The following is a 17,131-nucleotide window of genomic DNA, read 5'->3' as shown; positions in this document are numbered from 1 at the left end:
CGGATTTTTTATTGAAAAATAAATGAAATGATAATTGCAATATAAGTTATTTAGTCAAGATTTTACTATTGTTATTATTTTTTTATTTTATTTAAATCTGATGTGGTTTCGCATAATAATTAAAATATAATCAATATATTGAATGCTGTGAATATTATATGAATTCAGTAAATAGTATTCTGAAAGGTAGTTGAAACAAGTTAATAAGGAAAAATATCTTGGCTCCAAGCAGACCATGATAAAACCTATCGAACATTGAAGCGGAAATCTACGTAGTGCAGGTACGGATACGCGGCTGATGTGAGGAAGTTTGGGATTTATATATATTCAACATTCTGGTGGCGGCGTAAAAAATTCAGTCTGGAGGAAAATAGTACAATAGGTTTTATTATTTAAGGGATGAATTGTCTGTCTTTAAGAATATTTGAATATCATGATATTTATTATTTTTTTTAATCATATTCATGGTACTTTTGTTTTTTCGTTAATCTAAATATTAGATTAATATTCTTAATGTTATACATGGTATGTGCTAGTAATATTGGTTTTTTGCCTTTTTATTGCATGTTTATAGTTAAATGGTCTAAATGTTTGCCTTTGTGATTAAGGGTCAGCCAATTAACTTGAAAATAAAACAACTTCAACCATAATACTTTATCTCAAATTCCCCACTGAATTATTAAATAAAAATTAAGTATAATAATTGGTTCAGCGATGATAATGGTAACTTCCAATAAAATGATCGCAGGGCTGGCTGGATGGGCTGTATTCGCAATATCTCCCGTACAGGCCGATGACCAACCCTTTATTCATCAAAAACAGCAACAGCAGGCGCAGGAACAGCGTCTGGAGGCCAAGGCCCCAACCGTGCGTCTTTCAGATGATACGGCATCAGTTTCACGACTAGTATTTCCTAAAGAATCACCCTGTTTTGTGATCCATAAAGTCGGGCTATCCGGCCGGGAAACTTTACCCCATTGGCTGCCATTACAACGTTTGGCTGATTTGGCTAATGGGCGATGTTTGGGCACACAGGGTATCAGTCTGTTGATGAGTAATATGCAAAACCGGCTGATTTATCATGGTTGGGTGACAACGCGGGTATTGGCTCCCGAACAAAATTTGAGTCAGGGTGAGCTGAAACTGAATGTAGTGCCGGGAATGGTGCGGCATATCCGTTATGCTGATGATGCAGACAAATACGCGACATTGTATACCGCTATACCGGCTCGGGAAGGTGGCTTGTTGGATTTGCGGGATATTGAACAGGGATTAGAGAATCTGCAACGATTGCCCAATGTGCAGGCATCAATGGAGCTTGTCCCGGGCGAACAACCCGGCGAAAGCGATATTGTCATTAAACGCCAACAGTCCCGCTTCTGGCATATCGGCGCTTGGGTAGACAACAGCGGAACCAAAGCTACAGGACGCACGCAGGGCGGGCTGATGTTTGCGCTGGATAATCCGACGTCACTGAGTGACCTGTTATATATCACAATGACACGCGATCTGGTTTTCTCTAACCAAAAAGATTCTACCAATTACACAGCACATTACTCAGTGCCATTCGGCTACTGGCAGTTTGCGGTCACAAGCAGTAAGTACACCTATGCGCAAACCATCCCCCATCACAATGAGGATGCGAAATACCGTGGCCGTAGCCAAAACCTCAATGCTCAGTTGAGTCGTGTATTGCATCGCAATGCCGGTTCCAAAACGACATTAACTTATGGTGTTAATGCTCGCCAGACCCGTAATTTTATCAAACAGACTGAAATTGATGCGCAGAAGCGCCGTACCAGCAGTTGGAGTCTGGGATTAGCTCATCGGCACTACATTGGCCCGGCTGTACTGGATGCGGGAGGGCGTTATCAGAAAGGCACTCGTTGGTTCGGGGCGTTGCCTGCTTTCGAAGAGCGCCGTGATAAATCTTCCCCGGACTATGCCACGGCAAAATCGGAAATCATCCAGTTTTCGGCATCGTTGAATACCCCTTTTACCTTGGCTAATGAAAAATTCTGGCACCTCATTGAATACCAACGCCAGTGGAGCAACACGCCACTCACGCCACAAGATCAATTCAGTATTGGCAACCGCTGGACAGTACGTGGATTTGATGGTGAGCGGACGCTAAGTGCTGATGAAGGCTGGACGCTGCGTAATACCTTGTCATGGCAGACTCCTTTGCCAGAACAGCAACTTTATCTGGGGGCGGATTATGGCCGGGTTGGTGGGAATGGTTCAGACATGATTATTGGTCGAACGCTGGCGGGCGGTGTTATCGGCCTGAAAGGCAATATTCGTCCTGCCAATCTGGCTTATGACGTTTCGGTGGGTACGCCATTATCTAAACCCGATGGTTTCAAAACCGATTCAGCTTATGTGGGCTTTAGCCTGAACTGGCAGTATTGAGGAGGTTTCATGTTAATCGGCGATTATGACGTATGCGCGCCCCTGATTTCCCTCTCTACGCTACTTTTACCCGTACTTAAAGCTCAACAGTATGTGCTAGTGAGCCGCAATGACCAGCCAATTTTTTACTTGAGCTGGGCATTTTTCGATGAAGAAACGGAATTACATTGTCTGACGGATCAGTATGCACATAACAGAAATTTGCCATTGTATAACGGTGATCGGCTCTGGTTTCTGGACTGGATAACGCCATTTGGTCATAGCCGTGAGATGGCGAATTTAATGAAAAGCGAAATTTTTCCCTATCACTGTTACCGCGCCTTATATCACAAAGGGAGTGAACGAGGCGTACAGGTTATCCGATTTCGAGGGAGAGGCGTCAGCCGCGAACAGGCGGCGCATTGGTGGAACGTTCATCCCCTCATATTGGCGCTGCCCGAAAGAGGTTCTTCACGATGAATAAGCTTTGTCACCGAGTGATTTTCAATAAAACCCGTCAGATGTTGATGGTGGTTTCTGATCTTGCGCACAGCTATACGTCAGGGCAGGTGCGTCATGGAATGAATTCGAGGCCATTGCCTGCGGCTAAAGCCTCACTGTTACCGTTAGTGCTGGGGATTTCATTAGCATTGGGATTAGTCAGTACACCGGCGCAGGCGAGGATTGTAGCAGACAATAATGCGCCCAGTTTGCAGCAACCTACCGTCATTTCCTCAGCTAATGGCGTACCACAGGTTAATATTCAGACACCTAACAGTGACGGCGTTTCCCGTAACCAGTACAGCCAGTTTGATGTGGATCAGCGAGGCGCTATCCTCAACAACAGTGGTGTAAATACCAAAACTGATTTGGGCGGATTGATTACGGCTAACCCTTGGTTGGCACAAGGTGAAGCCAAGATTATTTTAAATGAGGTTAACAGCCGTGATCCCAGCCAGTTGAATGGTTTTATTGAAGTGGCAGGGAAACGTGCGAATGTGATTATTGCTAACCCTGCCGGTATTACCTGTCGTGGCTGTGGTTTTATCAATGCCAAACAGACGACACTGGCGGCAAGTCAGGCTATTTTAGCAAATGGCCGTTTAAAAGGTTTTGAAGTGGATGAGGGTATCCTGACTGTTGACGGTAAGGGGTTAAATGATGCCAAAAGCGATTATACCCGTCTGATTGCCCGTGCCGTTAATATTAACGCCAAGCTGCATGCCCAGGATTTGACTGTGACGACAGGTCACAATCGTGTGGATGCGCAGGGTAACGTGGATCAAGTTCATGCCAGTGACACAAAGAAAACTGCATTCAGTCTCGATGTAGCTGCCATTGGCGGGATGTATGCCAATAAGATTAAGCTGGTTGGTACTGAACAAGGTGTCGGTGTGCGCAATGCGGGACAACTGGGTGCGCAGGCGGGTAACTTGACACTCAGTAGTGAAGGGCAACTCACCAATAGCGGGATGATCACGGCTTCGGCGGATGTCTCTCTTCAGCATCAGGGCGAGTTAGCTAATCAGGGGGATATCACGGCCGGGCGGGACATTACAGTCAAAGCTCGTGATCAACTCGATAATCAGGGACGTATGTTAGCCGGTCGGCATCTTGATATCCAAAGCGCCGCATTGAAAAGTCAGGAAAAGGGGGTATTGGCGGCAGGAGTTGATAGCCGCGGTAATCTGACGATCCGCAGTGGCGGTGAATTGATCAATAGCGGTGCCATGAAAGCCTCTGTTGATATTATTCTCCAGAATCAGGGGGCATTAACTCATCATGGCGATATCACGGCCGGTCAGGACATTACAGTTAAAGTTCGTGATAGTCTCGATAATCAGGGACGTATACTGGCTGGACGGCATCTTGATATCCAAAGCGCCGCATTGACGAGTCAGGAAAAGGGCGTCTTGGCGGCGGGCGTTGACAGTCAGGGAAAACTGACTCAGACGGGTAATCTGTCGATCCACAGCAGCGGCGCATTGAGCAACAGCGGCATGATGGCGGCTGCGAATAATGTGACTCTCCAGAATCAGGGGGATTTCACCCATCAGGGCGATATGACCGCCGGAGGTAATATTTCACTCCAGAATCAGGGTAACCTGACCAATCAAGGGAACATTACCTCAGACCAGAACATTACAGTTAAAGCCCGCGATCATCTCGGCAATCAGGGGCGTATACTGGCCGGGCATCATCTGAATATCCAAAGTGCCTCACTGGACAGCCAGAAAAATAGCGAATTGGCAGCAGGTGTAGACAATAAAGGTAAATTAACCCAACCGGGTAATTTGACGATTAACAGCAACGGTAAACTTACCAATGGGGGTGTTATCGCGGCCTCGGATGTTATCGCTATCCAGAATGAGGGGGATTTAATCCAAGAGGGGACGGTGAGGGCGGGCCAAGGGATGACGATAAAAGTCCGTGATAATCTTAGCAATCGGGGCCGTATGCTGGCCGGACGTAGCCTGGATATTCACAGCGCCTCGCTGGACAGCGATAAAAATGGCGTATTGGCGGCGGGGGTTGATGGTGATGGCAATCTAATCATCCACAGTGACAGTACCCTCACCAACAGCGGTACGATGAGCGCGTCGGTTGATGTGACTCTCCGGAATCAAGGCAATTTAACCAATCGGGGGGATATCACGTCAGGCCAGGACATTACTGTAGAAGCTGGTGATCATCTTGCCAATCAAGGGCGTGTGCTGGCCGGACGGCATCTTGATATCCAAAGCGCTGCATTGACGAGTCAGGAAAAGGGCGTCTTAGCGGCGGGCATTGACAGTCAGGGAAAACTGACTCAGACGGGTAATCTGACGATCCACAGCAGCGGTGTGCTGAGCAACAGCGGCATGATGGCGGCTACGAATAATGTGACTCTCCAGAATCAGGGGAATTTCACCCATCAGGGGGATATGACCGCCGGAGGTAATATTTCACTCCAGAATCAGGGTAACCTGATCAATCAAGGGAACATTACTTCGGGTCAGAACATCACAGTCAAAACCCGCGATCATCTCGGCAATCAGGGTCGCATGCTGGCAGGGCATCACCTCAATATTCAAAGTGCCTCACTGGACAGCCAGAAAAATAGCGAATTGGCAGCAGGCGTTGACAATAAAGGTAAATTAACTCAGCCAGGCAATTTGACGATTAACAGCAACGGTAAACTTATCAATGGAGGTGTTATCGCGGCCTCGGATGTTATCGCCATCCAGAATGAGGGGGATTTAATCCAAGAGGGGACGGTGAGTGCGGGTCAGCATATGACGATAAAAGCCCGCGATAATCTCAGCAATCGGGGCCGTATGTTGGCCGGACGCAGCCTGGATATTCACAGTGCCTCGCTGGACAGCGATAAAAATGGTGTATTGGCGGCGGGGGTCAATGGTGATGGTAATCTGATCATTCACAGTGACAGTACCCTCACCAACAGCGGTACGATGAGTGCGTCGGTTGATATGACTCTCTGGAGTCAAGGCAATTTAACCAACCAGGGGGATATCACGTCAGGCCAAAGCATTGCGATAAAAGCCCATGACCATCTCGGCAATCAGGGGAGAATACTGGCTGGACGGCATCTTGATATCCAGAGTGCCTCGTTGACGAGTCAGGAAAAAGGGGTACTGGCGGCGGGTGTTGACAGCCAGGGTAAATTGAATCAGACGGGTAATCTGACAATCCGTAGTGATGGTGCGCTGAGTAACAGCGGCATGATAGCGGCAGCGGATGATGTGGTTCTCAAGAATCAGGGTAATTTTATTCATCAGGGGGAAATGACCGCAGGGCGTGATATTTTGCTGAAAACCCGAGATATGGTGCTTAAAAGCCGTGATCATATCAAAAATCAGGTACAGATGCTGGCCGGGCGTCACCTCGATATCCAAAGCGCCTCATTGGATAGTCAGCAAAATAGCGTATTGGCGGCAGGTATTGATAGTCAGGGTAAACTGACCCAATCGGGTAAATTGACGGTTAACAGTGACGGTAAGCTTACCAACCGTGGTGTCATTATGGCTTCGGATGACATTGCTATTCGGAATGAGGGGGATTTAACCCAAGAGGGTACGGTGAGCGCAGGTCAACATATGACGATAAAAGCCCGTGATAATCTCAACAATCAGGGGAAAATGTTGGCCGGAAATAACCTTAACATCCAAAGCGCTTCATTAGATAGCCAGCAAGAAGGGGTATTGGCGGCAGGGGTTGATGGCGATGGTAATCTGACTATTCACAGTGACGGCATACTGACCAATAGCGGCACGATGAGCGCTTCGATTGATGTGACTCTCCAAAATCAAGGCAATTTAACCAACCAGGGGGAGATCACATCAGGTCAAAATATTGTGATAAAAGCCCGTGACCATCTCAGCAATCAGGGAAAAATGTTGGCCGGACAGAATCTCGATATCCAGAGTGCCTCATTGATGAGTCAGGAAAAAGGGGTATTGGCAGCAGGTGTTGATAGCCAAGGCAAACTGAGTCAGTCGGGTAATTTGATGATCCGTAGTGACGGCGCGCTGAGCAACAGCGGTATGATAGCGGCTACGGATGATATGACAATCCAGAATCAAGGTAATTTCATTCATCAGGGGGAAATGACCGCCGGACGCGATATTTTGCTGAAAACCCGAGATATGGTGCTTAAAAGTCGTGATTACATTGATAATCAGGTGAAAGTGTTGGCTGGACGACACCTTGAAATCCAAAGTATTTCACTGGACAGTCAGCAAAATAGCGTATTGGCGGCAGGTGTTGACAGTCAGGGCAAACTGACCCAGCCGGGCAAATTGACAGTCAACAGTGGCGGAAAACTCACTAACAAGGGCGTTATCACGGCCTCAGATGACCTTTCTATCCAGAATGAAGGGGATTTAAACCAGCAGGGTACGGTGAGTGCGGGTCAGGATATTGTAATAAAAACCCGCGATAATCTTAGTAATCAAGGAAAAATACTGGCAGGACGCAACCTTGATATGCAAAGCGCCTCATTAGATAGCCAGCAAGAGGGGGTATTGGCGGCAGGGGTTGATGGCGATGGCAATTTAACCATTCACAGTGACGGCATACTAATCAATAGTGGCTCAATGAGTGCTTCAATTGATGTCACTCTCCAGAATCAAGGTAATTTGATTAACCAGGGGGATATCACAGCCGGTCAGGACGTCACAGTCAAAGCCCGTGATCATCTTGGCAATCAAGGGCGGATGCTGGCTGGACGTCACCTTGATATCCACAGTGCTTCACTGGACAGCCAGAAAAAGGGAGTACTAGCATCAGGTGTTGACAGCCAAGGTCTATTGACTCAGGTGGGTAGTCTGGCTATCCGCAGTGATGGAAAACTCACTAACAACGGTGTTATCACTGCCTCAGATGATGTCACTCTTCACAATCAGGGGGATTTAACTAACCAAGGGGAAATTACCGCAGGTCAGGATGTCACGATAAAAACCCGTGATCATATAAATAATCAAGGACGGATATTGGCCGGGCGTCATCTTGATAGCCAAAGTACTTCGTTACACAGCCAGTCAAACAGCGTATTGGCCGCAGGGGTTGATCGTTACGGTAAACTGATCCAGACAGGTAATCTGACAGTGAAAGCCCGTGAAGCTGTTCAACTTAACGGTCAAAATCTGGCCCACGATGCTTTATCCGTGGAAGCAAAAAACGTGTCTCTTAAGGGCAGTCAGACGGTGGGTGATAACCTGAAACTGACTTCTGGGGCACAGTTAGATTTGCAGGATGCCAGAGTCAGTGCAAACCAAAAATTGACTTTATCTGCACCAGCACTGATCGATAATCAGCGTGGTGAACTGAGTGCGGAGACAGTGACGCTCAGTAGCCAAAAACTGCTGAATAATTGGGGGCGCATTACTCAGACTGGGCAGCAATCGCTGACACTGAACCATCAAACAGGTATTGAGAATAACGAGGGCATCATCGCATCCAACGGGCAGGATTTGATCCTTAAGGCCAAGACTATTGCCAACCGGAGCGGGACGCTGGCTCATGCAGGGAAAGGGGTTTTGGGCATTGATGCCACCGTGTTTGACAGCGATAACAGTCGCCTGTTGTCTGACGGTCAGCTAAAACTGGAGGGGGGAGATTATCATCTGGATCAGAGCCAGATATCTGCCCGGGAGATTACGGTACATATCCAGTCACTTTCTCACCAATTGGGCTCAATGATCCAAACGGGAAAACAGGCGTTGACCCTCAAAATACAGCAGTCACTGGATAACCGTGGGGGCAAGATAGCCGGTAATGGTACGGTAGATATCCGCGCCAACGAACTCAATAACGCACAGGGCAGTATCATCGCCGCTGAGGAGGGGCAGCTTCAAGTTAATCTGGACAAAAGTCTGAATAACCAGGCTGGTCAACTGCTTGCCTCGAAGGGAATGTCGATATCAGCTTCAGCCGTCAATAACCGGGAAGGGCAAATCTCAGCTTCATCAGGGGATATGGTTCTGACTGCACAGAAGCTGGAAAACCAGTCTGGCCGTGTTGTTGGGCAACAAAAATTGCATTTGAAAACCAAGGGTATCGACAATGAAAAAGGCCAGATCCGTGCGGGAAAGATTGAGCTCGATACTGCCCAACAGCGCCTGAATAATTTCAGCGGACTGATTGCGGCAGAAAAAAATCTGACCCTCCATAGCGGCGAATTGCTGAACCGTCATGGTCTGATACAGAGCGGGCAGAACTTGACGGTGAATACCTATGGCAATTTACTGGATAATCGCGACAGTGGTAAACAGGGGGGCCTGTTCAGCCAAGGGGCGATGCGCCTGAATATCGGGATATTGAATAACCAGTTCGGTCATATTGAAAGTCACGATAGCCTTTCTATGACAGGAGAAGATGTTGCCAACCAGCAAGGACAAATATTGGGGGGTAAAAACACGCTCCTGACGGTGGTGGGTTTGAATAACGATCAGGGCCTTCTGCAAAGTGGTGGCAAGCTGACGTTGAAAACGCAGTCACTCAGTAACCGTAATAGCGGAACACAACAGGGCATGACCAGCAAACAGGCATTGGAGCTGGAAACAGGCGTGTTGGATAATGATAGCGGCGCCATAGTGTCGGCTGATAGCCTCAAGATTAAAGCCGTAGAAGTGAATAACCAGCAGGGTGTGTTGGTAGCACAAAGCACCTTAGATTTGCACAGTCAGTCGCTGAACAATCAGGCCGGACGTATTCAGTCTGTGCAGGCATTGTCTGTTGATATACAAGGCAAGGGGCTGAATAACATCAATGGTGTATTGGACAGCCAAAATGGGCTGAGTATCAGCAGCGGGGATATTATCAACCACAATGGTACGCTGCATGGTAAAGCGGGCGTCAAGCTGGCAGCCAACCAACTGGATAACCAGAAAGGCGGCAAGATCCTGAGTGAAGATACGCTACATATTGATGCAGAGAAACTCCTGAACGCAAAGGGGCAGCTCCTGGCACTGAATCATCTGCATGCTAAGGTGAAAGAGCATGTTGATAACATAGCCGGTCTGGTACGCAGTGGCGGCGATATTCGTCTGACTGCGCAACAAATCTACAACGCCAATACCCAACAATCGGATAAAGGTATCGGCGGTAAGAATATCCATATCATTGCTGACACGCTGGATAACAGCCGGGGGCAACTGACTGCAACCGAAAATGTGAGCCTGCAATTGGCATCAAAACTCAATAACACCCAAGGGCAGTTACAAGCTAATCAGCAGTTTATAGCTCAGGGGAAAAAACTGACCTTCATCAACACCAACGGGGATGCTAAAGCAGGGCAAAAACTGACCATTTCAGGGGAGTCTGTCACGGGAGACGGTAAGTTACGTTCACTGGGTGATATCACGCTGACATTGCTACGTGGTTTTACCCATACGGGTGAAATAATTGCTAATAATGGGCTGACACTGGACATTCAGGGGGATCTGATCAATCAGAGCCTGATCAGTGCCGCAACCCTGCAAGGCCGAGCTGACACTCTGATCAACGCCGCAACGGGAAAAATTCTTGGTAATTATCACCAATGGAGAGTTCAAAAAGCGTTAAGTAATCGCGGTCTCATGGATGGCGCTCAAACTTACTTGCAGGCGCAGCATTTGAGCAATCAGGGAACGGGACGCATTTATGGCGATCATATCGCCTTGGGTGTCAGCAAGCTCGATAATTTGGCAGAAGACGGAAAATCCGCTGTGATTGCGGCCCGCAACCGACTGGACATTGGGGCCGACGAACTCAATAACAAAACCCACAGCCTGATTTACAGTGATGGAGACTTATCTATTGGTGGGCGGCTTAACAGCCAGCAATATGCCGATGGTAAAGGTCATGTTATCAATAACCACAGTGCTGGCATTGAAGCCGCAGGCGATATGCATCTGGCAATGGCTAACATCAATAACGTTAACGACCATTTTGAAACTGAATTTCAGCAAATCTCGCAGGAACCGGTCAAAGAGTATCAAGTTTGGGGGACACGTTATAATGTAAAAAATCACAAAATCACTATTGATAATGATGAAGTTGATCATGTCTGTATTGATAATATGAGATGCCGGGATAACTTTCAGATTTACCAATACACCCGGATGATAAAAGAATCTCGTGTAAAAGAAACCGATCCGGCGAAAATTCTGGCAGGGAAAAATCTGATCATTAATACTTCCGTGCTGACCAATGATAAGAGTCAGGTGGTAGCCGGTGGTTTGCTGACAGTGACGGGCGGACGAATCAACAACCTTGAAGTGCAGGGTGAACAGTATATTACTGATAAAGGTCGAATTGAGTATTTCTGGCGTGTCAAGAAAAGAGGCCGTGATAGACAGGGTTACAGTTGGGATCACTACGAACCTAATACGGAAATCCGTGCGATTACCCTGAAACCCAGTACTGTACAGGCGCAGCAGGGCGATGTATTGCTAAAGGGGCAACGTCCGGATACTTTCCAAGGCACTGCTACACAAATTACAGAAGTGAACAACGGCCAGATCGATGCCGGTTTTGTCAGCAGTGAGGTCAAAGTCACTGAGATGGGACTGAAACCGGGGCAGCGTTTGGAGGTCGTTAGCCAACAGCCTACGGTAACGGGTGAAAAACCAATCGTGATCCGTACAGAAGTGCCTAATTACCGCTTGCCGGATAACAGTCTGTTTAAACTGAAGTTGCCGGCGGAAAATATCTTGTTAACACAACATTCAACCGCGGACAACAGCCAGTTAAAACACACTTCAGCACAGGACAACAGCTTATATAAGCAAACTTCGATACAGGATGGCGATCTCCTTAAGCAGACTCCGGAGCGGGATGATGATCTCCTTAAGCAGCCTTCAGAACGAGATAATGATCTCCTTAAACGCCCTTTAGGGCAGGATAATGATCTCCTTAAACACCCTTCAGAGCAAGATAACAGCCTATTTAAACAGCTTCCTGCGCAGGGGAATAATCTGCTTAAACAACCGCCGTTCCCTGATAACTATGTGCTGATTGAAACCGATCCGCAGTTTACTCAGCTAAAAAAATGGCTGGGTACGGATTACATGCAGCGGGCGATGCTGAGTGATCGCAATCACGTACACAAGCGGTTAGGGGATGGCTTTTATGAGCAACGCCTGATCCGTGAGCAGATTGTCAATCTGACGGGTAAACGTTATCTGCCGGGATACCAGAATGACGAAGAGCAGTTTAAGGCGCTGATGAACGCGGGTTTACGTGCCCAGAAGACGTTCAATTTAGTTCCCGGTATCGCGCTCAGTGCTGAGCAGATGGCTAGATTGACCGAAGATATGATATGGCTGGTTAATACCACGGTGACGTTACCCGATGGTAGTCAGCAAACAGTGCTGGCGCCACAAGTTTATGTACGTGCCCAGTCTGGCGAACTGGATGGCAGCGGCGCACTGTTAAGCGGCAGTCAAGTTAACTTGCAACTGGCCGACGATTTGCTCAATCAGGGGCGGATTATCGGGTCGAATATTCAGGTATTGGCTGACAATATCCGTCAACAGGGCGGCCATCTGCAAGGGGATAATCTGTCCTTACAGGCGAGAACCGACATGGTTCAGCGCGGCGGTACCATCAGCGCAAAAGATTTCCTGAATATTCAAGCGGGCAACAACATTGATATCGCCAGTACCACCCGCTCTGGTGAGAATCAGGCGGGAAGTGGTCGTTTCAGTTCTACCTATGTGGATAACATGGCCGGTATTTATGTTCAGGGGCCCGATGGTAAATTGCACCTTCAGGCGGGTAATGACATTAATCTGTCAGCGGCGCAACTGGCAACGCAGGGAAAAAACAGCGAAATTCGGCTGACTGCGGGGCGCGATATCCAGTTTGATACAGTCAAAATGGCGCGTTATGAGCATACGGCCATCGGTAGCAACCACCGTATTACCCGCGATCAGTCCGGTGATGTGGGAACGTTAGTCAACAGTGCCGGACAAATTCAGGTAAGTGCTGGACGTGATGTTTACGCGAAAGCGGTTGATGTGACGGCGGGTCGAATGTTGCAAGTCAGTGCGGGGCGTGACGTCAATCTTCTGGCGGGTGAGCAGCAGCAGACCTACGATGAATACCATAAGGTGAAAGGGAGCAACAGCATGGTGTCGTCAACCACGACGACAACTCAGCTCCAGTTTGAGCGTAAGCAGGCATTGAGCAGTACCCTGAGTGGCGATAGCGTAAACGTTCTGGCAGGTAAAGATATTACGGTAAAAGCCAGCAACATCGTGGGAACCCAGGATGTTGCGTTGAATGCGGGTAACAATCTGGCCGTCACCACGGTGGAAGAAATCTATCATCAGAGTGAGCGTAAGGAAGAGAAAAAATCTGGCCTGATGGGAACAGGCGGCATTGGCTTTACGGTAGGAAGCTCGAAGTTTAAACAGACCAATGACAATGATGATGTGCGACATAAAGGAAGTACGGTAGGCAGCAGCGAAGGCCATGTGACCCTGACAACGAAAAATCAGGTGACGCTGCATGGCAGTGATGTGGTCGCCGGAAAAGATATTGTTATTCAGGGCAAGGATGTTGCGATTACGGCAGCCAAAAACAGTCATACGGAACTGAGTAAAACGGAGCATAAACAGTCGGGACTGACATTGGCGCTGTCTGGTACAGTGGGCAGCGCCATCAATACGGCGGTGCAGACAGCCAATGAAGCGAAGGGTACTCAGGATAGTCGGTTGCAGGCGTTGAAGGGCACTCAAGCAGTGTTGTCTGGAGCACAAGGCTATCAAGCCTGGCAACTCAGTGAGGCTCAATCAGCTAAAGCCGATGCCATCAATCAGGCAGGCGGAAAAGCGGAAAAACCGAATGACACGATTGGCATTCAGCTTTCTTATGGCAGCCAGTCGGCAAAATCTGAAACCCGTCGTGACGCTACCGAATCTCAGGGCAGCAGCCTGAATGCGGGACGGGATATTCATATCACAGCAACGGGTGATAAACAGACTCAGGACAGTGGCGATATTCAGGTTCAAGGCAGCGTCTTAAAAGCGGGACGTGATATTGAGTTAGGTGCGAAGCGGGATATAGTTCTTGAGTCTGCGGAAAATACCCAGACCACCCGTGGTCAGAACAGCAGCAAAGGCGGCAGCGTTGGGGTGGGTCTGACTGTGGGTCAGGGGGGAACGGGTGTTAAATTCTCGGCCAGCGTCAATGCGGGCAAAGGGCATGAAAAAGGGGATGGTGTGACGCATACCGAAACCCAGATTGATGCCGGTCATCAAGTCACCCTGAAATCTGGTCAGGATACGTTGCTGAAAGGGGCGCAGGTTAGTGGCGAAAAAGTCACGGCGGATGTGGGGCGTCACCTGAATTTGCAAAGTGAGCAGGATAGGGATAACTACGACAGCAAACAGGAGAATGTCAGTGCTGGCGCCGGCTTCACCTATGGCTCTATGAGTGGTTCGGCGAGTGTAAATGTCAGCCGTGACAAGATGCACAGCAAGTTCGAATCGGTGAAAGAACAGACGGGTATTTTTGCGGGCAAAGGCGGGTTTGATATCAGTGTAGGTGAGCATACCCAGCTTGATGGCGCAGTCATTGGCAGTACGGCAGACAAAGACCGGAACCGTCTGGAGACGGGGACGTTGGGCTTTAGTGATATCCGGAACAAGGCGGAATACAAGACCGAACATCAAAGTGTTGGCATGAGTACAGGCGGTGCGGTTGGCAGCCAGCTGGTTTCTAATCTGTCATCGAATATGCTGTCCGGCACCAACCACAGTGACAGTAAATCGTCTACCACTCATGCTGCGGTGAGTGACGGCACAATTACGGTGCGTGATACGGATAAACAGAAACAGGATATAGCGGGCCTCAGCCGTGATACAGAAAACGCGGCGAATAGTCTGACCCCGATTTTTGACAAGGAAAAAGAGCAGCGGCGTCTGGCCCAGGCGCAGGCTATTGCAAATATTGGCACACAGGTGATGGATATCTATAATACGCAGGAATCCATCACTGCAATGAAAAAAGCCACGGAAGCATTGAAAGACCCGGAAAGGCAGCAGGCGTTGAAACAGCAAGCGGAGGCGCAGTTAAAGCAGGAAAACGGTATTGTTACAGCGGAAACCATTGCGGACAGGGCGTATAAGATAGCCTATGACGGCGCCATTAAAGGGCAGGGAGCAGATATTGGTGGTAACCGTCGTCAGGCGGTAACTGCGGTAGTTGCGGCTCTTCAAGGTTTGGCGGGTGGCGATATTAAGGCCGCGATAGCCAGCGGAGCGGCCCCTTATCTGTCGAATGCGGTGAAAAAGGTGACCTACGGAGATAAGGCATATGAGCAATTAACTCCGGAGGAAAAAGCGACAAACGTGGTGGCGCATGCGATTCTGGGTGGGGTGATAGCCGAGCTGAAAGGGGGTTCAGCTATTGCAGGGTCGGTGGGGGCTGCGGGTGGCGAGCTGGCGGCCTCAGTTATCGCCGGAGCGCTTTACCCGGATAAGAAATTGAGCGAATTGACAGCGGATGAGAAGGAAAAAATCAGTAATTTGTCTACGCTGGCAGGAGGGATAGCGGCAGGGCTGGTGACAGATTCGACAGCGGGCGGAGTTGATGGAGCGCAGACGGCGAAAAACGCAGTGGAGAATAATGCGCTGGCCTCGCGAAATCTGGGGGATTGCAGTACGCTGTCACCGGCAGCCTGCGGCAAGGCCAAAGAACTGAGCCAGCGTATTCTGGATAAAGGTCTGCCGTCAGTGGAGGACATGCGCGGTAAACTGGCATCGTGTCAGGATGACAGCTGCCGTAAAGGGGTCTGGACGGAATACCGGCAGGCCAGTGATGCGACCATCAACACCCTGAAACAGATGGCGCTGAATGGCGAGTTGAGCCGTGAAGAACTGGCCTTTATCAACCATGAACTGGGTAAAGAACTGGCGGTATCGGGCTATCGTGCCAATGATAAGCTAGGTCGTTCAGAGCAGAGTAGTTGGCTAAATGGCGGCGGCGGGCCACTCTCCGGGTTCTTCAACACGGAATTGAGGCAAAAAGAACTGGAGAGCGCCGGATTATCTAAAGCGGATGCGGCGCAGTATGTGAAGGAAGAGCAGCGGAACCTGATGTTGCTGGAGACCGCGACGGGAATTATTGGGGCAAAAGCCAGTGATAAAATGCAGGCGAAGCCATCATCTGTATCGTCAAAAAATAATGTTGATAAAAGCGTTCCGGCGGAAGCTACTCAAGTACAGCCTAACCAAACGGCTAATAAACCAAGTACAACAACACAGACAGATGTCGCAAAATACTTTGGCCAGGACAGAAAATATTGGTCGGCTGAGCCAGTTCCCTTTAAGGGAAATAAGGTTTATCAACGAAATGACTTGTTTGATCCAAGCCGTATTGATCCTAAATCAGGTAAGACAAACGTAGAACTTATGAAAGCTGGTAGAGCACCTATCGGTAATGATGGAAAACCTGTCAATTTACATCATATGTTACAAAAGCAGGATGGACCTATAGCTGAGGTAACGCAGAGTTTTCACAAGGATAATCATAAGGTCATACATATAAATGATAACAGTATCCCCTCAGGTATTAACCGCTCGGAGTTTAATAAGTGGCGTTCTGATTATTGGAAACAACGAGCTAACGATTTTAAATAGGGTTACGTATGAATACTAAACTTAATGATGTTATTGAAGAAATCGAACTCTTATCAGATGGTCAAAGAAACGATGTTGATTTGCCAGATGATGAATTAATTTCTCAGTATGAAAAAGAAATTGGTTTCAAATTTTCAAATGATTATAAAGAGGTTTTAAAAAAAATAAGTAATATATTCTACGGAACTATAGATTTGTTATCTGTTACCCGTGATAAAAAATATTATGGAGAACTGTCACAAGCGTTAAGCGATGCAAGAGAGCAAGGGCTACCTGAAAATTTGCTCCCGATCTGTGAAGATAATGGCAGTTATTATTGTATTGATTATGATGGAAAAATTAAGTATTGGACGCTTGATGGTTATAATGAGGAAAGTTGGCCTGATCTTGCTAGCTGGATAAAGCAAGTATGGATAGAAGGTAATTAACCTGAGTTCTGGATAAGAAATTGACGAGAAGCCTGTTCCGGGAGCAAAGTTTTGGTGAACGCCGAAAACAGCTCCGGGGAGGAACAGGCTATGGATAAGTTAGTGGAAATTTTTTGCGATGTCGATGATTTTTGCCGTTCTTTCATCCCTCAGTGGACTCAGTTTTGTCTTGATAACGGATAC

Annotated in this window: 4 protein-coding genes and 1 pseudogene; all 5 read left to right on the top strand. The window is 48.2% G+C overall.

What is annotated here, in order from left to right; all coding sequences use genetic code 11:
• Positions 1–720 precede the first annotated feature (720 nt).
• Positions 721–2,412, top strand: coding sequence for a ShlB/FhaC/HecB family hemolysin secretion/activation protein (locus OO184_RS18745; RefSeq protein ID WP_265380486.1), 1,692 nt, complete (start codon positions 721–723; stop codon positions 2,410–2,412).
• Positions 2,413–2,421: 9 nt separating this feature from the next.
• The gene (locus tag OO184_RS18740) at positions 2,422–2,871 is read left to right on the top strand and encodes a toxin-activating lysine-acyltransferase (protein ID WP_265380480.1); all 450 of its coding nucleotides are present in this window, start codon (positions 2,422–2,424) and stop codon (positions 2,869–2,871) included.
• Positions 2,817–16,520, top strand: coding sequence for a hemagglutinin repeat-containing protein (locus OO184_RS25475; RefSeq protein WP_265380479.1), 13,704 nt, complete (start codon positions 2,817–2,819; stop codon positions 16,518–16,520). Before OO184_RS18740 ends, OO184_RS25475 begins: the two co-directional genes overlap by 55 nt.
• 8 nt (positions 16,521–16,528) lie before the next feature.
• Positions 16,529–16,948 (top strand): SMI1/KNR4 family protein, encoded by a 420-nt coding sequence (locus tag OO184_RS18730; RefSeq protein WP_265380478.1) that lies wholly within the window; start codon positions 16,529–16,531, stop codon positions 16,946–16,948.
• A gap of 90 nt (positions 16,949–17,038) precedes the next feature.
• A pseudogene (locus OO184_RS18725) lies at positions 17,039–17,131 on the top strand (IS982 family transposase); the annotation flags it as partial.

The sequence above is a fragment of the Photorhabdus aballayi genome (assembly GCF_026153155.1).
GTDB classification, from domain to species: Bacteria; Pseudomonadota; Gammaproteobacteria; order Enterobacterales; family Enterobacteriaceae; genus Photorhabdus; species Photorhabdus luminescens.
This window is presented reverse-complemented; position numbering and strand designations above follow the sequence as displayed.

Excerpts from the sequence above, each read along its gene's own strand:
- OO184_RS18740 (WP_265380480.1), top strand. The coding sequence starts at position 2,422 with ATGTTAATCGGCGATTATGACGTATGCGCGCCCCTGATTTCCCTCTCT.
- OO184_RS18745 (WP_265380486.1), top strand. The coding sequence starts at position 721 with ATGGTAACTTCCAATAAAATGATCGCAGGGCTGGCTGGATGGGCTGTA.
- OO184_RS18730 (WP_265380478.1), top strand. The coding sequence starts at position 16,529 with ATGAATACTAAACTTAATGATGTTATTGAAGAAATCGAACTCTTATCA.